15 protein-coding genes are annotated in these 17,346 nt (G+C 66.3%); 10 read left to right on the forward strand and 5 right to left on the reverse strand.

Annotation, left to right across the window (positions count from 1 at the left end; genetic code table 11):
• Nucleotides 1-287: 287 nt before the first annotated feature.
• The 4 genes from Q0996_RS12850 to Q0996_RS12865 all read right to left on the reverse strand — a co-directional run bounded on the left by Q0996_RS12850 (nt 288) and on the right by Q0996_RS12865 (nt 5,175).
• Complete coding sequence (locus Q0996_RS12850) at nt 288-854, reverse strand: hypothetical protein (protein WP_299620078.1); 567 nt, start codon at nt 852-854, stop codon at nt 288-290.
• Between the two features lie 153 nt (nt 855-1,007).
• Complete coding sequence (locus tag Q0996_RS12855) at nt 1,008-2,150, reverse strand: extracellular solute-binding protein (protein ID WP_299620081.1); 1,143 nt, start codon at nt 2,148-2,150, stop codon at nt 1,008-1,010.
• 219 nt (nt 2,151-2,369) lie between these two features.
• Nucleotides 2,370-3,581 carry a 5-aminolevulinate synthase gene (gene hemA / locus Q0996_RS12860; protein ID WP_299620084.1) on the reverse strand — a complete coding sequence of 404 codons (1,212 nt, stop codon included), beginning with the start codon at nt 3,579-3,581 and terminating at the stop codon, nt 2,370-2,372.
• 202 nt (nt 3,582-3,783) lie between these two features.
• Nucleotides 3,784-5,175 (reverse strand): aspartate aminotransferase family protein, encoded by a 1,392-nt coding sequence (locus Q0996_RS12865; RefSeq protein ID WP_299620087.1) that lies wholly within the window; start codon nt 5,173-5,175, stop codon nt 3,784-3,786.
• 396 nt (nt 5,176-5,571) lie between these two features.
• Between Q0996_RS12865 and Q0996_RS12870 the strand changes: the two genes are divergently transcribed.
• From Q0996_RS12870 to Q0996_RS12880, 3 genes are all read left to right on the forward strand, one after another.
• Nucleotides 5,572-5,700, forward strand: coding sequence for a hypothetical protein (locus Q0996_RS12870; RefSeq protein ID WP_299620090.1), 129 nt, complete (start codon nt 5,572-5,574; stop codon nt 5,698-5,700).
• A 269-nt stretch (nt 5,701-5,969) separates the two neighbouring features.
• The gene (locus Q0996_RS12875; RefSeq protein WP_299620093.1) at nt 5,970-6,473 is read left to right on the forward strand and encodes a hypothetical protein; all 504 of its coding nucleotides are present in this window, start codon (nt 5,970-5,972) and stop codon (nt 6,471-6,473) included.
• A 1-nt stretch (nt 6,474) separates the two neighbouring features.
• Nucleotides 6,475-7,149 carry a hypothetical protein gene (locus Q0996_RS12880; RefSeq protein ID WP_299620096.1) on the forward strand — a complete coding sequence of 225 codons (675 nt, stop codon included), beginning with the start codon at nt 6,475-6,477 and terminating at the stop codon, nt 7,147-7,149.
• A gap of 70 nt (nt 7,150-7,219) precedes the next feature.
• Here Q0996_RS12880 and Q0996_RS12885 read toward each other — a convergent pair whose 3' ends face one another.
• Nucleotides 7,220-9,067 (reverse strand): ABC transporter ATP-binding protein, encoded by a 1,848-nt coding sequence (locus Q0996_RS12885; RefSeq protein ID WP_299620099.1) that lies wholly within the window; start codon nt 9,065-9,067, stop codon nt 7,220-7,222.
• A gap of 226 nt (nt 9,068-9,293) precedes the next feature.
• Between Q0996_RS12885 and Q0996_RS12890 the strand changes: the two genes are divergently transcribed.
• The 7 genes from Q0996_RS12890 (at nt 9,294) to Q0996_RS12920 (ending at nt 17,338) form a co-directional block, all read left to right on the forward strand.
• Nucleotides 9,294-10,043 (forward strand): DUF2927 domain-containing protein, encoded by a 750-nt coding sequence (locus Q0996_RS12890; RefSeq protein WP_299620101.1) that lies wholly within the window; start codon nt 9,294-9,296, stop codon nt 10,041-10,043.
• 99 nt (nt 10,044-10,142) lie between these two features.
• Complete coding sequence (locus tag Q0996_RS12895; protein WP_299620104.1) at nt 10,143-11,378, forward strand: amidohydrolase family protein; 1,236 nt, start codon at nt 10,143-10,145, stop codon at nt 11,376-11,378.
• 186 nt (nt 11,379-11,564) lie between these two features.
• On the forward strand, nt 11,565-13,166 hold the full coding sequence (locus Q0996_RS12900; protein WP_299620107.1) for an ABC transporter substrate-binding protein: 1,602 nt from the start codon (nt 11,565-11,567) through the stop codon (nt 13,164-13,166).
• Between the two features lie 66 nt (nt 13,167-13,232).
• The gene (locus Q0996_RS12905) at nt 13,233-14,258 is read left to right on the forward strand and encodes an ABC transporter permease (protein WP_299620110.1); all 1,026 of its coding nucleotides are present in this window, start codon (nt 13,233-13,235) and stop codon (nt 14,256-14,258) included.
• Nucleotides 14,259-14,267: 9 nt separating this feature from the next.
• Nucleotides 14,268-15,236: an ABC transporter permease gene (locus Q0996_RS12910; RefSeq protein ID WP_322096704.1), complete on the forward strand. Its 969-nt coding sequence runs from the start codon at nt 14,268-14,270 to the stop codon at nt 15,234-15,236.
• Nucleotides 15,237-15,255: 19 nt separating this feature from the next.
• Nucleotides 15,256-16,278 carry an ABC transporter ATP-binding protein gene (locus tag Q0996_RS12915; protein ID WP_299620113.1) on the forward strand — a complete coding sequence of 341 codons (1,023 nt, stop codon included), beginning with the start codon at nt 15,256-15,258 and terminating at the stop codon, nt 16,276-16,278.
• Nucleotides 16,271-17,338 (forward strand): oligopeptide/dipeptide ABC transporter ATP-binding protein, encoded by a 1,068-nt coding sequence (locus tag Q0996_RS12920; protein WP_322096705.1) that lies wholly within the window; start codon nt 16,271-16,273, stop codon nt 17,336-17,338. Before Q0996_RS12915 ends, Q0996_RS12920 begins: the two co-directional genes overlap by 8 nt.
• Nucleotides 17,339-17,346 lie beyond the last annotated feature (8 nt).

A 17,346-nucleotide genomic window follows, 5' to 3' on the forward strand; every position in this document is an offset into this window, starting at 1 on the left:
TTCACCTTACCCTAGCGGGCGCACACGTCAGCGGCCAGGCGTCGTGACCGCAAGACCGTAGCGTTTGGCGTTTTCGACTTACGTCGAATCGGTTCGGGCCCGCTCCCCCTCCCGACCACCCAGCACCAGTATCCTATGGGTGGCCGGGAGGGGGAGCGGGCCGGAACCGATTCGACGTAAGTCGAAAACGCCAAACGCTACGGTCTTGCGATCACGACGCCTGGCCGCTGACGTGTGCGCCCGCTAGGGAAAGGTGAAGGGTCGGAGAGTTGCGGTCTGCGCAAGCGTCAGCTTGCTTGTGACATCGCGCCCTGATCGAAGCCGCTGCGCAGGCCGGCGAGCCAGTTGAGGCGCGCCTGGGTCTGTGCGATCTCCAGATCGAGCCACTGCGGCAGGTAGCCGCTGTCACCGGCATGGTGGCTGCGCAGATCGGTCAGCCGGGTCAGCTCCCGCTCGGTGGTGTCGTAGAGCAGTTCCGCCTGAACCTTCTGTGTCTCCGCTTCCATCAGGTGCAGGAAGCGCATCTTCAGGGCGATGATCAGCTTGTTCAGGTCGCTCACCTGTGGACGGACGTTGGCCGAGAGTAGGCGCAGCATCTCCGCGCGGCCCTGCTCGGTCACGGTGAGAGCGGCATCCTCGCCGTCTGCCGTCGGCTCCACCGGAGTGATCAGGCCCTCCACCTTCAACACCTCCAGGGGCGCCCCCACCAGATCCAGGGACGGGCCGATGATCCGGCCGGTGAAGTGGCGCACCTCACGGGCCAACTCGCCATAGCTCTGGGGTTTGCACGCCAGAATGCCGAGGGCGAGGAGACGGATGGCTTCACTCGGGATCAGCGTGTTGTCGCGATACATGGGGTCTTGGTCCCAGTGATGAGGATTCCGGAGGCCCGGGCAGCAGTCACCCGACCGACTCAATATAGCGCGGCAATGGTGACTTGTCCATGAATTTGAGAATGATAATCGTTCTCATAACGAAGGCTGGTCTAAGAGGGTGGATTCTCTGGCCTATTGCACCAGCCATGCGTTGAACCGTTCGACCAGGGCTTCGCCGTTCTCGCTCCAGAAGGCGGTGTTGCTCTTCAGGGCGGTGGCCATGTTGTCGGGGTAGGTCGGCAGGAGGGGGGCGATATCCACCTCCTGAAGGGGATTGAAGGGCCCGACGAGGGCGTTGGCGGAACGGCGCGCCGTCCCGTAGGGGATCCACCTGGTCTGCTCGGCCAGGGCCTCGGTCCCGGTGGCATAGCGAATGAACTCCAGCGCCCGGAACTTGTTGCGGCTGCCCTTGGGGATTGCCCAAAGCTCGACGTCCCAGAGCTGGCGGTCCCAGATCACCGAATAGGGCCGCTCGTCCGCGGCAATGTCCTTGAAGATCCGGCTGCTGTAGGCCGAGGTCATGATGACGGCGTCGCGGGCCAGCAACTGGCCGGGCTCGGCACCGTCCTCCCACCAGACGACCTCGTCCTTGATGGTGTCCAGCTTGGCGAAGGCCCGGGCGATTCCCTGGTCGCTGCTGAGTTCGTCATAGACCTCGTCCGCCGGCACGCCATCGGCGAGCAGGGCCCACTCGAGGTTGCCCTTGGGGCTCTTGCGCAGCCCCCGGCGGCCGGGAAAGTCGTCGAGATTGAACAGATCTTCCAGGCCGTCGGGCTGATTCTCCCCGGCCTGCTCGCTGTCCACAGCGATGACCGACGACCAGACCAGGGAGCCGACGGCACAGAGATGCAGGGAGCCGGGCAGGAAATCCTCGGCGGCAGAGGTGCCGTCGGGCGCCGGCGGCAGCAACAGGGAAAGCCGCTCGAAAAGCCCGTCCTCGCAGCCTTGTTCCAGGTCGGCCGGCGCCACATCCACCACGTCCCAGTAGACGTCGCCCCCTTCCACCTGGGCCCGGACCTGCTGCAGGCCGCCGCGGTAGTCCTGGCGTACGATCTTCAGGCCGGTGGTCTCGGTGAAGGGCTTATAGAGCGCCTCCACCTGGCTTTGGGCATAGGTCCCGCCCCAGGAGACGACGACCAGGCTCTCCGCTGCCGGTTCGCTTTGGGCCAACACGGTCTGAGCAATCGCCGTCCCGGGTGGTAGCAGCAGGCTCCCGCAAAGCAGCAGGGAAACGGCGAGGCTCTTGGCGGTTCGGGGGATCCTCTGGTCTGGCATGGCGCTTCCAAGCTGGCGGACGATGGAACGGCTGCGATAGGGCCCGGCCGCAACCCGGGCGCAGGCGCTGCAACAGCTTTGCGTCCCCGGCGCGCTTCGGCAATCCCTGATTGGGCCCCGATCGGGTGACCAATTTGTGCCACAGACGGAAAGGGCCCCTGAAGCGGGGCCCTTATCAACCGGGAAATTGGGTGCGGCGCGGGCGCCGGCGGTCTTCCTTCAGGCGGCCCGGCGCAGGTCCATCTCGCGCCAAATCTCGCTCAAGGCGGCGACCAGATGATCCATGTCCGCATCGCTGTGCAGCGGCGAGGGGGTCAGGCGCAGCCGCTCGGTCCCGCGCGGCACGGTGGGATAATTGATGGGCTGCACGTAGATCGCATAGTGCTCCATCAGCCGGTCGGTCACTGCCCGGCAGGCCACCGGGTCGCCGACCAGCAGCGGCACGATATGGCTGACCGAGGGCATCAGCGGCAGGCCGGCCTCTTCCAGGCGCCGCTTCAGGGTCGCGGCCCGCTCCTGGTGGGCGGTCCGCTCGCTTTGGCTGCGCCGCAGGTGCGAGACGCTGGCAAGCGCCCCGGCGGCAATGGCCGGTGGCAGGGAGGTGGTGAAGATGAAGCCTGAGGCGAAGCTGCGCACAAAGTCGGTGAGGTTCGCGGAAGCGGCGATGTAGCCGCCCATGACGCCGAAGGCCTTGCCGAGGGTGCCCTCGATCACCGTCACGCGCTCGGCCACGCCGTCGCGCTGGGCGATCCCGCCGCCCTGATCGCCGTAGAGGCCCACGGCATGGACCTCGTCCAGGTAGGTCATGGCGCCATGGCGCTCGGCCACGTCGCAGATCTCGCCGATGGGCGCGATGTCGCCATCCATGGAATAGACGGACTCGAAGGCCACCAGCTTGGCACCACCGGGCTCGGCTTCGCTCAGCTTGCGGTCCAGATCCTCCGGGTCGTTGTGGCGGAAGATGGCCTTTTTGGCGCGGCTCTGGCGAATGCCCTCGATCATCGAGGCGTGGTTCATGGCGTCAGAAAAGACGGTGCAGTCCGGCAGGCGGCTGGCCAGGGTGCCCAGGGCCGCCCAGTTGGACACATAGCCGGAGGTGAACAGCAGGGCGGCTTCCTTGCCGTGCAGGCCCGCCAGTTCCCGTTCCAGCAGCACGTGGTAGTGGTTGGTGCCGGAGATGTTGCGGGTACCGCCGGCCCCGGCGCCGCAGCGGTCGATGGCTTCGTGCATGGCCGCCGTCACGGCGGGGTGCTGCCCCATGCCCAGGTAGTCGTTGGAGCACCAGACGGTGACCGCTTCCTGGCCCCTGGGTCCATGAAAGGTGGCACGCGGGAAGTCGCCTTTCTGACGCTCCAGGTCGGCGAACACGCGGTAGCGCCCCTCGGCCTTCAGTCCGGCCATCTGCTCGGCAATAAAGCGCTCGAAATCCATCGTCTTGCTGTCTCTTCGTTTGGCTCTTTGTTTGGCCGGCCTCGAACTCCGCTGAACCTTAGCAAAGCCGGGCCGTGATCATATCATCGAATCGTAACAAACCCTTGTGAACGGCGCGGCAAAGCGCCACAGAAACACGACCTTATAGCACACTCTCATCGCCGGCCCATCGCAGGACGACTGGCCGGCGCATCTATTCGCCTTAAGCGACGGCGGCCAATCCTTCCGCGGCCACCCAGGCCTCCGTCTCCGCCAAGGCCTTTGCAAAACCGTCGAGCAACTCGTCGATCTGCGCTTCGGTGATGATCATCGGCGGACAGGCGGCGATGGTGTCGCCCAGGTTGCGGAAGATGACGCCATGCTCCGTGGCCCGGGCGGTGAAATAGGCGCCCACCTTGCCGGCGGGCTCGAAGGGGGCCTTGCTGGCCTTGTCGGCCACCAGTTCGACTGCTGCGATCAGGCCGACCCCGCGCACCTCACCGACGATGGGGCTGTCGGCGAAGCGGCGCAGCCCTTCCAGCATCCGCGGGCCGACCGTCCGAACATGGGCGACGATGTCGCGCTCCTCATAGATCTTCAGGGTCTCCAGGGCGATGGCCGCCGAGACCGGGTGAGAGCCGTAGGTGTAGCCGTGGCCGAAGGATCCCAGCTTCTCCGAGTTGTCGGCCACCGCCTGATAGATGGCGTCGGTGACCACGACGGCGGAAATCGGCGCATAGGCGCTGCTCAGCTGCTTGGCCAGGGTCATGATGTCCGGCTCCATGCCGAAGGTCTCGCTGCCGAACATTCGCCCGGTACGCCCGAAGCCGCAGATCACTTCGTCGGCGATGAGCAGCACGTCGTGCTTCCTGAGCACCGCCTGGATCTTCGGCCAGTAGCTCTCAGGCGGCACGATCACGCCGCCGGCCCCCTGGACCGGCTCGCCGATGAAGGCGGCCACGGTCTCCGGCCCCTCGCGCTCGATGAGCTCTTCCAGCCCGCGGGCCAGGCGGTCGGTGAAGGCCTCCTCGCTCTCGCCGGGTTCGGCACAGCGGTAGGCATAGGGCGCGTCGGTATGGATGATGTTGGGGATCGGCACGTCGAAATCGGCCTGCACATAGGGCATGGCGGTCAGGCTGGCCGCGGCGATGGTGACCCCGTGGTAGCCCTTCGCCCGGCTGATGATCTTCTTCTTCTCCGGCCGGCCCAGGGCGTTGTTGTAGTACCAGACGATCTTGATGGCAGTGTCGTTGGCCTCCGAGCCGGAGTTGGCGAAGAACACCTTGGTGAGCTGGTCGGGGGTCATCTCGACCACCTTCTCCGCCAGGTCCACCGCCGGGCCGGAGGTCTTCTGGGCGAAGGAGTGGTAGAAGGGCAGCTTCGCCAACTGCGCGCTGCCCGCCTTGACCAGGCGCTCCTCGCTGAAGCCGAGGCCCGCGCACCAGAGGCCGGCCAGGGCCTCCAGATAGCGCTTGCCCTGGTTGTCGATCACATAGACGCCCTCGCCGCGCTCGATGATGAGGGAGCCCTCCGCCTCGTGCTTGCGGGCATTGGTATAGGGGTGCAGGTGATAGGCGATGTCCCGGCTGACCGCCGAGTTCGAGCGCGCGCTCATAGGGGTCTCCCAAATCCTTGCTGTCAGGCGCCGCCGGCGGCGTTCGGCGCGGGCCCTGCTTTCCGGCCCGGATGCCCGGCGCTCCGCCGTCCCTTCGGCCGGCGCAGCCTACTATCGCCGCCCCCGCAAGGCCAAGCCTTGTCGCAGAGGCAAGGGCAGGGCGGGGAAAGGGGCCGTTTCGGCCGTTCCGTCCGAAACCTGACAGGCGCTTCCTGCGTCCCTGGCAATCTTGGGCAGACTTTGGCGCCCACCGCTTTGACGGAAGTCAAAGAGAACCGCGGGCATTTTCTCTTCCATGGGCCGTGACTCGGACCGGCCCGAGACGCTGCCGGCACGGTTAAGGCGGTCTACTGTGGTCCAGATTCAGCCGCCCAAGCCCAAAAGACGGAGAATTCGATGAGCATGTCCCCAATGCTGTTTGTCTGCCTGTTTCTCGCCGGCCTCGGCATCTTTCTCATCGGCGCCGGGGTCATCTGGTGGGTCTCGCTTCAGGCGCAGGAACTGAAGCGCAAGAGGCCCGGCTGACGGCCAACGGTTGCAGGTATCGTGCAAGACCCTTTGAAGCGAAGGGGCGGGCGCGCGGCTCGATCTCATTCGGCTGCCGCGATCTCCCGGAGATGCCCGACGGACCACGACCGCACGCGCGCGATCATGGCGGAGAGCCCTGGTCAGCTCTCCGGAAAGGGGTTATAATCGATAATCATCGGAACTAGGTCTTCCGATGGGGTCCTAGGGGGTTCGGGACCAACAGTTTGGACCGTTGCATCTGCGTTGTCAGGTGGAGTCCGGTATCCATGACACGACACCTCAAGCTCCTTCTCGGCTGTGGTCTGGTTGCCCTCGCGCTCGCAGCCGCCTGGGTCGCGCTTGGCCCGGGGATGGGCCCAGGAACAAGCCCTGCCGATGGAGCGGTCGCGGCATCGGAGGTCGGCGGCTCCGGCATGCTCGACGGCATGACCTTCACCGGCACAATGCGCCTTCCCAGCGACACGGACGACGTCGAGGACACCTTCGTGTTCGCCAACGGGACCTTCTTCTCGACCGAGTGCGACCGGCGCTGCGGCTATCCCGCACGCCCCTACTATGTCCGCCATGTGGGCGAGAAGATCGAGTTCTTCAGCGAAAGCCGTTGTCTGCACAAGGACGCCAAGATCGTGTGGCATGGCACCGTGGAGAACGGGACGATCCGGGGCGTGTCCGATTGGACGCTGAGGCGCTGGTACTGGACCATCGAGAAGCGCTTTGTGTTCGAGGGCACGCTGACGAAGCCCGCCGGCCCGGTCGCCAGCACGCAGTGAGATGCCGCCGGACGCGCGCGCTCTCAGGTCCGTCCCGAAGGTCCTCCTGAAAATCGCCTTCCTGGTCGTGCTGATCGTCGCGGCCAATATCGCCGCTGACTGGATCGTCGAAGCCCTTAGCTTGGAGATCCGACCGAGGACCGAGGACCGGGTCCACCGGATGGTGATGATTGCGGCAGTCGCCTATGCCGTGCTGATCGCCATCCCCTTCGTGCCCGGCGTCGAGATCGGGCTGGCCCTGATCGGTCTGCTCGGGCCGGCCATTGTCTTCCTGGTCTACCTCTGCACTCTGGCGGGGCTCCTGATCAGTTTCACCGTCGGCCGCCTGGTCCCCCTCCGGGGGCTGATCAGACTGCTGGACGAGTTGAGCATGCGAAGAGCGAGCCGGCTGCTCGCGGCCATAGAGCCCATGACCATGGACGAGCGCCTCGCCTTTCTGGCCTCCAAAGCGCCGAACCGCGCTCTTCCCTTTCTGCTCCGGCACCGCTACCTCGCCCTTGCCGTCGTCATCAACCTGCCGGGAAACATCGTCATCGGCGGGGGCGGCGGAATCTCCCTGATTGCCGGGGCCAGCCGGCTGTTTTCCCTGCCCGGTTTCGTGGCAACCATCGCCCTGGCCGTCTCGCCGGTGCCGCTGGCGATCTTTCTCCTCGGCAAAGAGGTCCTGCCGGGCTGAAGGGTGCCATGGAACCCGGCCCATAATCGACGCCCAGCAGATATCGGTCATCGCAAGCGGCAAGTCGCGGTTAGGACGCTTTGCGGGCCTCCCCGACACCGAGGAAGCCGCCGGATTGGCGTTCCCAGAGGCGGGCGTAGAGGCCGCCGCGGCGCAGCAGCTCCTCGTGGCTGCCCTGCTCGACGATGCGCCCCTCGTCCATCACCACCAGGCGGTCCAGGGCGGCGATGGTGGAGAGGCGGTGGGCGATGGCGATTACCGTCTTGCCGGCCATGAGGTTCTTGAGCTGGCCCTGGATCGCCGCCTCGACCTCGGAATCGAGGGCCGAGGTCGCCTCGTCCAGCACCAGGATCGGCGCGTCCTTCAGGATCACCCGGGCGATGGCGATGCGCTGGCGCTGACCGCCGGAGAGCTTTACCCCACGCTCGCCGACATGGGCGTCGAAGCCGCGGCGGCCCTGCATGTCTTCCAGCTCCGGGATGAAGGTGAGGGCCTCGGCCAGTTCCGCCGCCCGGCGCATGTCCGCCTCCGTGGCCTCCGGCCGGCCATAGAGGATGTTGTCGCGGATCGAGCGGTGCAGCAGCGCGGTGTCCTGGGTGACCATGGCGATCTGCGCGCGCAGGCTTTCCTGGGAAACCTGGGCGATGTCCTGCCCGTCGATCAGGATGCGCCCGCGCTCCAGGTCGTAGAAGCGCAGCAGCAGGTGGACGAGGGTCGACTTGCCGGCGCCGGAGCGCCCGACGATGCCCACCTTCTCCCCCGGGCGCACGCTGAGCGACAGCTCGTCGATCACCCCGCCGGCCTTGCCGTAGTGGAAGCGGATGCCGTCGAAACGGACCTCGCCCTGGTCGACGGCCAGAGTCCGCGCGGCCGGGCGATCCTGCACGGTGTAGGGCTGGGAGATGGTCTCGATGCCGTTCTGTACCGTGCCCACGTTCTCGAAGAGGCTGGTGACGGTGCGCAGGATCCAGCCGGACATCTGGGTCAGGCGGATGATCAGGCTGACGGCGACGGCGATGGCCCCGGTGGTGATGCTGTCGCTCATCCACAGAAAGATGGCGAGGCCGGAGACCAGCACGATGAGGGCGGTGTTCAAAAGAGTCAGCGCGATGGTCATGCCGATGACCGAACGCATCAGCCGCCGAAAAGCGCTGGTGTGGCGGCCCACCACCTCGCCGACGAAGTCGTCCTCGCGCTCGCTGTCGGCGAAGAGCTTCACCGATTGGATGTTGGTGTAGCTGTCGACGATGCGCCCGGTCAGGGCCGAGTTGGCTTCAGAGAGGGCGGCGGATTTCTTGCGCACCGGCGGCACCATGAAATAGACCACCGCGCCGTAGGACAGCATCCAGGCCAGCACCGGCAGCAGCAGGCGCCAGTCGATGCCGGCGAAGAGGAAGAGGGTGCCGAAGAGATAGATCAGCAGGAACCAGACGCCGTCGATGACGTTCACCACGGCATCGCGCAGGGCATGGCCGGTCTGCAGCACCTTCTGGGCGATGCGCCCGGCGAAGTCGTTCTGGAAATAGGCGAGGCTCTGGCGCAGCACATAGCGGTGGTTCAGCCAGCGCACCCGGTTGGTCAGCCCTGGCACCAGGCTGAGGTTGATCAGGCCGCGGGAGGTCAGGGTGGCGACCGGGCGCAGGATCACCGCCACGAAGGCCATGGCGAGGAGGCCCCAACTGTGGTCCGCCATGAAGGTCTCGGGCGTGCCTGTCGTCAGCCAGTCGACCAGGGTGCCGAGGAAAGCATAGAGCGCCAGTTCGGCGATCGCAGCGATGCCGGAGATAATCAGGGTCAGCAGCAGCAGGCCCCTGATGGGGGCGAGGAAGTGGATGAAGAAGGCCCGGGTGCTGGTCGGCGGGCGTTCGACCGCGGCCGGCGCCAGCGGATCGAAGAGGCGTTCGAAGAAGGCATACATCTGCGGGGCGGCTCTCCTGGATCGGTTTTCAAGCGCTGTTCGTTGGCGTCTCCTGCGGACCCAATCTCGGCCCTGGCGCGCTCAGCTTTTGGGCTTAATGTGAGGCGCGGCGGCGGATCGGCAATGGAGGGGCAGCGCAGTGCGAAGGATCATAGCAGCTTCTGCGGCGCCGACCCCTGCGAATTGGGCAGCCCTGTTCCTGTCCTGTCTTCTCCTGACAGCCCTCATGAGCTGTACTATTGCGACGCCGGCCGATGACGCTGAAACGGAGCGCCTGCTGCGGGACTTCCGTATCCTGGCCTACGGGACGGAGCGGCCGGTTCTCGGCACCGACGGGCGGCCCCGGGCGCGGGGCGATACCCTGGCCAAGTGGACGCGGCCGCTTCGGGCCGCCTTGATCGATGGGGACATAGGCAGCGCGGCAGCCGAGCCGCCGCCTACCTTCCAGGACATGGCCCGGCGCCACCTCGCCGATCTTTCGTCCCTGACCGGCCTCGAGATCACCGCCGCGCGCCCGGGCGAGGCGAACCTGCTGATCTTTCTGGCCGACGATCCCTTCGCCGCAGCAAGGCGGCATCGCGCCCTCTTCGCCCACAAGATTGCGGACCCCAGGCAGTTCGATGCGCTGCTGGCGGCGATGGAGCCCTCGGCCACCTGTTTCGGCTTCCTCTGGGGCGGCTGGCCCAGCGGCCGCAGCATCGACTTTGCGGTCGCCTTTATCCGCGGCGGCCGCGGCGAGCGGACCGTGAAGGGGTGCCTGGTGCAGGAGGTGACCCAGGTCCTGGGCCTGATGAACGATCTCGATCGCTCGGCGGCCTCCATCTTCAGCGATTCCGGTCGTCAGATCGCCTTGACCGAGCGGGACCGGCTGCTGCTGCGGCTGCTCTACGACCCCCGCCTGCGCCCTGGTATGTCCTGGGCCGAAGCGGAACCCCTGGCACGGCAGGCCCTGCGAGCGTTGCGGCGGGGCGGCTGATTGCCTCTGCAAGGGCGAGACCCTAGAGTCTCGGAACCGTCACTGACGGCCCGGGCGTAGGCTGCGGCCGGCGAGATGGCGAGGAAGAACGGGGGACGCATGGGCCAGATTCTGTTCGAAAACTGCAGGCTGTTCGACGGTCTGGGATCGGAGCTCCTGGAGGACCGGCACGTTCTGGTCGAAGGGGAGCGGATCAAGGAGGTCGCGGACCGGCCGATCTCCGCCGACGGTGCGGAGGTCGTCGACCTGGCCGGGCGCACCCTGATGCCGGGGCTGATCGACGCTCACTTCCATGCCTTCGCGGCGGATCCGGATTTCGCAAAGATGGAGGCCATGCCGCGCTCCCTGCTGGCCCAGCACGCGCGCAAGCTGTTGGAGGCCGCGCTGCTGCGCGGCTTCACCACGGTGCGCGATGCCGGCGGGGCGGACTATGGCCTCGCCCTGGCCATCAAGGCGGGCCTCATCAAGGGGCCGCGCCTGTTCTATTCGGGCCGGGCCCTCACGCAGACCGGCGGACACGCGGACTTCCGCGCGCTCGAGGACCACTCCGCGTTCTGCTTCTGCGGCCAGGGCAGCCGGATCTTCGGGGTCATCGCCGACGGCGTGCCGGCGGTGCGCCAGGCGGCGCGCGAAGAGCTGCGCAGGGGTGCGACCCAGATCAAGATCATGGCCTCCGGCGGCGTCGCCTCGCCGAGCGACCCCATCTGGAACCTGCAGTATTCGGAAGAGGAGATCCGCGCCATCGTCTGGGAGGCCGCGTCCTGGCGCACCTATGTCATGGCCCATGCCTACACGCCGGAAGCGATTTCGCGCTGCGTCCAGTTCGGCGTGCGCTCCATCGAACACGCGAATTTGATCGACGAGCCGACGGCGGCGCTCTGTGCGGCCGAAGGCGCCTATGTGGTGCCGACGCTGGTGACCTATGACGCGCTGCACCGTTTCGGCCCCGAGCTCGGCCTGCCGGCGGTGAGCCAGGAGAAGCTGAAGGACGTGCGCGAAGCGGGGCTGACCTCCCTGGAGATCCTCAAGGCCGCCGGCGTGAAGATGGGCTTCGGCACGGATTTGCTCGGGGACATGCAGGTCCATCAGGCCCAGGAGTTCGAGATCCGCGCGGAGGTGCTGTCGCCCGCTGAAGTGCTGCGTTCCGCCACCTCGGCGAATGCCGCCCTGATGAACGCGGAAGGTGAACTGGGGGTGGTCGCGCCCGGGGGGCAGGCCGATCTCATCGTAGTCGATGGCGATCCTCTCGCGGACCTTTCGCTGCTGCAACATCAGGGGGCCCGGATACCGGTGATCCTGAAGGCCGGGGCTTTCGCAAAGCGGGAGCTTGTCTAGCGGGGGCAACCACAGGCCGACGGCCTCCTCCGGCGTCTCCAAGCAGCTTGTGAAAACGGCCTGCCTCGTACTAGGCTGAGCGCCACACAAGACACGAAACCCCAGTATTTTTCAGGCCTTGCCGCCTGACGCCGCAATGCATGGGGGCTTATGCACAGGGACGTAGATAGGGAGACAGCAATGTTATTGCGACAGAGAACGAGTCTGCGGCGCGGCCTTATGGCGGCTGTCGCCGGGGCGGCGCTGGTCGTGAGTGGCGGCTTGGCCGAGGCCAAGACCTTCAAATGGGCCTTTCAGGGCGATGTGCAGACCATGGACCCCCATGGCCTGTTCGAGACCATGACCCTGGGCTTTCAGTCGAATTTCTATGAGGGGCTGGTCACCCGGACACCAGATCTGGAACTGGTGCCGGCCCTGGCCACCTCCTGGGAGAACGTCAAGCCGGACACCTGGCGCTTCACCCTGCGCCAGGGCGTGACGTTCCAGAACGGCAACGCCTTCAATGCCGATGACGTGATCTTCTCCGTCGAGCGCATTCGCAGTGAAGGCTCCGACATCAAGGTGGTGGCGGGATTGATCAAGGATGCGGTCAAGGTCGACGACTATACGGTCGACATTGTGACCCCCCAGCCCAATCCGATCCTGCCCCTGCAGCTCGAGATCTTCTACATCATGGACCGGGAGTGGTCCGAGGAGCACAACACCACCGAGGCCACAAACGTCAAGGGCGACGATCAGGGCAACTACGCCAACATCAACGCCAACGGCACCGGGCCCTACATGGTCAAGGAACGCCAGCCCGATGTGAAGACGGTGCTGGTGCCCAATCCGAACTGGTGGGGCCGGAACGAGAGCAACATCACGGAAGCGGTCTTCACTCCAATCAGCCAGGACGCGACCCGGGTGGCGGCTCTGATCTCCGGCGACGTGCACATGGCCTATCCGGTTCCGGTTCAGGACTGGAAACGGCTTGAAGACGCTGCCGGCGTCTCACCCCTGACCGGCCCAGAGGCCCGCACCATCTTCCTCGGCTTCGATCAGTCCCGCGACGAACTCCTGTACTCCAACATCAAGGGCAAGAACCCCTTCAAGGACCAGCGCGTCCGTCAAGCCTTCTATCAGGCCATCGACATCGAGGCGATCAGGAAGAAGGTGATGCGCGGGTCGGCCACGCCGTCGAATCTCATGGTGGCGCCGCAGATCAACGGCTTCAACGCCGCGCTCAACGACCGCCGGCCCTTTGACGTGGCAGCGGCCAGGGCGCTGATGACGGAGGCCGGTTATCCCGACGGCTTCGAGGTCACCATGGACTGCCCCAACGACCGCTACGTGAATGACGAGCGCATCTGCCAGGCGGTGGCCTCCATGCTGGCGAAGATCGGTGTGAAGGTGGACCTGCTGGCGCAGACCAAGTCGAAGTACTTCGGCAAGGTGCTGGCGCAGAACGACTACGACACCAGCTTCTTCCTACTCGGCTGGACGCCCTCAACCTTCGACTCGCAGAATCCGATCTCCTCGCTCATGTCCTGCCGTGAGGACGGCAAGGGTGCCTTCAATCTGGGCGGATACTGCAACAAGCGGGTGACCGAACTGGCCGACCTGATCCAGGTGGAGGTCGATCAGGAAAAGCGCCAGGCACTGATCGACGAGGCTTTCAGAATCCACTCGGAAGAGGTGGGCCACATCCCCCTGCACCAGCAGCCCCTGTCCTGGGGCGTGAGTGACGGCGCCACCGTCGCGCAGCGGGCGGACAACGTCTTTCACCTGCAGTACGTCACGGTGAAGTAAGACGCACCATGGCCAGGGGCCCGGACTCACGCGGTCCGGGCCCCTCTTGCCGGGGGTCCTGATCTTATGATCGCCTTCGTCGTCCGACGGCTCCTGCAGTCCATCCTGGTGATGCTGGCGGTCGGCTTCATTGCCTTCTCGCTGTTCACCTACGTCGGCGATCCGATCAACAACATGGTCGGCCAGGACACCACCCTGGAGCAGCGCCAGGAGCTGCGTGAGCGTCTCGGCCTCGACGATCCCTTCGTCATCCAGTACGGCCGCTTTCTGATCAAAGCGGTGCAGGGCGACTTCGGCATCTCCTACCGCCACCGCCGGCCGGTCTCGGACCTCATCGCCGAACGCATTCCGGCGACTCTGGAGCTTTCCTTCGTCGCCGCCCTGCTGGCGCTGTTCATCGGCGTGCCCATGGGGGTCTATACCGGCCTGCACCGGCGCGGCTTTCTCTCCCAGGTCTTTCTCACGGTCTCGCTGGTCGGCATCTCGCTGCCGACCTTTCTGATCGGCATCCTGTTGATCCTGATCTTCGGGGTGATGTCCCAGGACATCAATCTGGCGCTGGGTTTCTCGCTGCTGCCGCAGCTTCCCACCTTCGGACGCGGCGAGACGGTTCAGCTCGGCTGGTGGTCCACCGGCTTCCTCACCGAATCCGGGCTGCTGGCGCTGATCCTGCCCTCGATCACCCTGGCGCTGTTCCAGATGACCCTGATCATGCGGCTGGTGCGCTCGGAGATGCTGGAGGTGCTGCGCACCGATTACATCAAGTTCGCCCGCGCCCGCGGCCTGACCAACCGGGCCGTCAACTTCGGCCATGCGCTGAAGAACACCCTGGTGCCGGTGATCACCATCACCGGTCTGCAGCTCGGCTCCATCATCGCCTTCGCCCTGATCACCGAACAGGTCTTCCAGTGGCCGGGCATGGGGTTGCTGTTCATCCAGGCGATCAACGAAGTCGATATCCCAGTCATGGCCTCCTACCTGATGATGATCGGCTTCTTCTTCGTGGTCATAAACCTGATCGTCGACCTGCTGTACTACGTGGTCGATCCGCGCCTGCGCGCCGACAAGGCCGTGGCCGGCGGGCACCAGTAGGGGGACGCCGTGGCGGTCGAACAGGAAAAGCGGATGGCGGTGGAGGCGGGGGCTGCCGCGCGCCTCGCCGATGCCCTCAGGCGCTTCTTCGACGGCGACATCTGGTACTCCTTCACCCGCTCGCCGGTGATTATCGTTTCGGCGGTCATCACGGCGCTCTTCGTGGTCTCGGCAGTCTTCGCGCCTCTGGTCGCCCCGCACAATCCCTTCGACCTCGCCTCCATCGACCTGCTCGATTCCTTCATTCCGCCGGTCTGGCTCGCCGACGGCGACCCGCGGTTTCTGCTCGGCACCGACGATCAGGGCCGCGGCATTCTCTCGACCATCATTTACGGCGCGCGCATCTCGCTGGGCGTCGGCTTCGCCTCGGTGCTCTTCGCCATGGTGCTCGGCATCGCTCTCGGCCTGATCAGCGGCTATTTCGGCGGGACCGTCGATGCCGTCATCATGCGCATCGCCGACGTGCAGCTCACCTTTCCGGCGATCCTCATCGCGCTGCTGATCGACGGGCTGGCGCGTGCCGTCCTGCCGCGGGACTTCCACGGGGAGGTCTGGTTCTACGTTCTGGTTCTGGCCATCGGCCTGTCCTTCTGGGTGCAGTACGCGCGCACGGTGCGCGGATCGGCCATGGTGGAGCGCAACAAGGAGTATGTGCAGGCCGCCCGGGTGATCGGCATTCCGCCGGTTCTAATCATGCTGCGCCACGTGCTGCCCAACGTCATGGGGCCGGTGCTGGTGATCGCCACCATCAATCTGGCCATCGCGGTGATCACCGAGGCGACGCTCTCCTTCCTCGGCGTCGGCGTGCCGCTGACCTCGCCGTCGCTGGGCACCCTGATCCGCGTTGGCAACGACTTCCTCTTCTCCGGGGAATGGTGGATCACCATCTTCCCCGGCGCCGCCCTGGCGATCCTGGTGCTGGCGGTCAACCTGCTGGGCGATTGGCTGCGCGACGCCCTCAATCCCAAGCTCCGTTAGGGCCGGCATGAGCGGCGCAGTGCAAGACCGGCTCCCCGGCAACCAGCCGCTCCTGCAGGTGGACCGACTGCGCATCGAGATCCCGAACCGCCGCGGCACCCTGCTGGCGGTGGACGACGTTTCCTTCCACATCAACGAGGGCGAGGTTCTGGGCGTGGTCGGCGAGTCCGGGGCCGGCAAGTCGCTCACCGGTTCCGCCATCATCGGCCTGCTGGAGCCGCCCTGCCACATCGCCGGCGGCCAAATCCATCTGGCCGGCCGGCGCATCGACAATCTGTCCTACGAACAAATGCGGCGCATCCGCGGGCGGGAGATCGGCATGGTCTTTCAGGACCCGCTGACCTCCCTGAACCCGCTCTACACCGTCGGCCGGCAGTTGACCGAGACGATCCTGACCCATACCGACCTCGGCGAGAAGGCGGCGCGCGCCCGGGCCATCGAGCTGTTGCAGGAGGTCGGCATACCCGCCGCCGCCGAACGGATCGACCAGTATCCGCATCAGTTCTCCGGCGGCATGCGTCAGCGGGTGGTGATTGCGCTGGCGCTCTGCATCAACCCGCGCCTGATCATCGCCGATGAGCCGACCACGGCGCTGGACGTGTCGATCCAGGCCCAGATCATCGCCGTTCTGAAGAAGCTTTGCCGCGAGCACGGCGCGGCGGTGATGCTGGTGACCCACGACATGGGGGTGATCGCCGAAACCGCCGACCGGGTCGCGGTCATGTATGCCGGGCGCATCGTGGAGGTGGGACCGGTGGCCGATGTCGTGCTGCGCGCGCAGCATCCCTATACCGCCGGGCTGATGGGCTCGATCCCCCTGGTCGGCCACGACGTCGAGGCCCTGACCCAGATCGACGGCGCCATGCCGCGGCTCAACGCCATCCCCGCCGGCTGCGCCTTCAACCCGCGCTGTCCGCGCGCCTTCGAGCGCTGCCGCCGGGAGCGCCCGGAGCTGCAGCCGGTGGGCGCCACCCAGGCGGCCTGCTGGCTCTACGACGAAGAGCAGGCGCGCCCGGCCCGGGGAAGCGGCACCCATGGCTGAAGCACGGGCGGCAGCGCCGGGAGAGGCGCAAACCCTGGTGGCGGTCGACGATCTGGCTAAGATCTTCGACGTCTCGCCGCCGCTGCTCAACCGGGTCCTGCAGGGCGAGAAGCGCGTCTTCCTGAAAGCCGTCGATGGCGTCTCCTTCAGGATCCCGCGCGGCAAGACCTTCAGCCTGGTGGGGGAGTCCGGCTGCGGCAAGTCGACAGTCGCGCGGCTGGTGGTGGGGCTCTACCACCCGACCCGCGGGACGATTCGCATCGACGGCGTCGACATGGCGAGCCTCAAGACCCGCGCCGAGATCGCCCCCGTCCGCAAGCGCCTGCAGATGATCTTCCAGGACCCCTACGCCAGCCTCAACCCGCGCTGGCGGGTGGCGGAGATCATCGCCGAGCCGATCCGCGCCCACGGGCTGATGAGCGACAAGCGGCAGATCGCCGAGCGGGTCGGCGAGCTGCTGACGCAGGTAGGCCTCGCGCCGGCCGACGGCGAGAAGTTCCCTCACGAGTTTTCCGGCGGCCAGCGCCAGCGCATCTCCATCGCCCGGGCACTGGCCAGCAATCCGGAGTTCCTGATCTGTGACGAGCCGACCTCGGCCCTCGACGTCTCGGTGCAGGCGCAGATCCTCAACCTGATGAAGCGGCTGCAGCGCGACCTCGGCCTTACCTACCTCTTCATCAGCCACGATCTGGCGGTGGTCTATCACATCTCCGACATGGTCGGTGTCATGTATCTGGGCCGCCTGGTGGAATGGGGGCAGGCCCGGGCGCTGTTCCGCCGTCCGCAGCACCCCTATACCCGGATGCTGCTGGATGCCATTCCCGATTTGGAGATGACCGGGCGCCATCGCATCCCGGTGGCGGGGGAGGTGCCGAGCCCGATCTCTCCGCCGAGCGGCTGCCACTTCCATCCCCGCTGCCCCTTCGCCAACGAGCGCTGCCGCAGCGAGGCGCCGCAGGCACTGGCCACCGTGGCGGGCGAAGTCGCCTGCCACGCGGTGGAGGAAAACCGTCTGCCCGACAGCGCGCCGCGCCGCGTGCCTGCACAGAAGCCGCTTTAGGCCGCGCC

It is taken from the genome of Pelagibius sp. (assembly GCF_028289705.1).
Lineage (GTDB): Bacteria > Pseudomonadota > Alphaproteobacteria > Kiloniellales > Kiloniellaceae > Pelagibius.

Excerpts from the sequence above, each read along its gene's own strand:
- Q0996_RS12870 (WP_299620090.1), top strand. The coding sequence starts at position 5,572 with ATGAGCATGTCCCCAATGCTGTTTGTCTGCCTGTTTCTCGCCGGCCTC.
- Q0996_RS12885 (WP_299620099.1), bottom strand. The coding sequence starts at position 9,067 with ATGTATGCCTTCTTCGAACGCCTCTTCGATCCGCTGGCGCCGGCCGCG.
- Q0996_RS12875 (WP_299620093.1), top strand. The coding sequence starts at position 5,970 with ATGACACGACACCTCAAGCTCCTTCTCGGCTGTGGTCTGGTTGCCCTC.
- Q0996_RS12890 (WP_299620101.1), top strand. The coding sequence starts at position 9,294 with ATGAGCTGTACTATTGCGACGCCGGCCGATGACGCTGAAACGGAGCGC.
- Q0996_RS12880 (WP_299620096.1), top strand. The coding sequence starts at position 6,475 with ATGCCGCCGGACGCGCGCGCTCTCAGGTCCGTCCCGAAGGTCCTCCTG.
- Q0996_RS12850 (WP_299620078.1), bottom strand. The coding sequence starts at position 854 with ATGTATCGCGACAACACGCTGATCCCGAGTGAAGCCATCCGTCTCCTC.
- Q0996_RS12895 (WP_299620104.1), top strand. The coding sequence starts at position 10,143 with ATGGGCCAGATTCTGTTCGAAAACTGCAGGCTGTTCGACGGTCTGGGA.
- hemA (WP_299620084.1), bottom strand. The coding sequence starts at position 3,581 with ATGGATTTCGAGCGCTTTATTGCCGAGCAGATGGCCGGACTGAAGGCC.
- Q0996_RS12905 (WP_299620110.1), top strand. The coding sequence starts at position 13,233 with ATGATCGCCTTCGTCGTCCGACGGCTCCTGCAGTCCATCCTGGTGATG.
- Q0996_RS12865 (WP_299620087.1), bottom strand. The coding sequence starts at position 5,175 with ATGAGCGCGCGCTCGAACTCGGCGGTCAGCCGGGACATCGCCTATCAC.
- Q0996_RS12920 (WP_322096705.1), top strand. The coding sequence starts at position 16,271 with ATGGCTGAAGCACGGGCGGCAGCGCCGGGAGAGGCGCAAACCCTGGTG.
- Q0996_RS12855 (WP_299620081.1), bottom strand. The coding sequence starts at position 2,150 with ATGCCAGACCAGAGGATCCCCCGAACCGCCAAGAGCCTCGCCGTTTCC.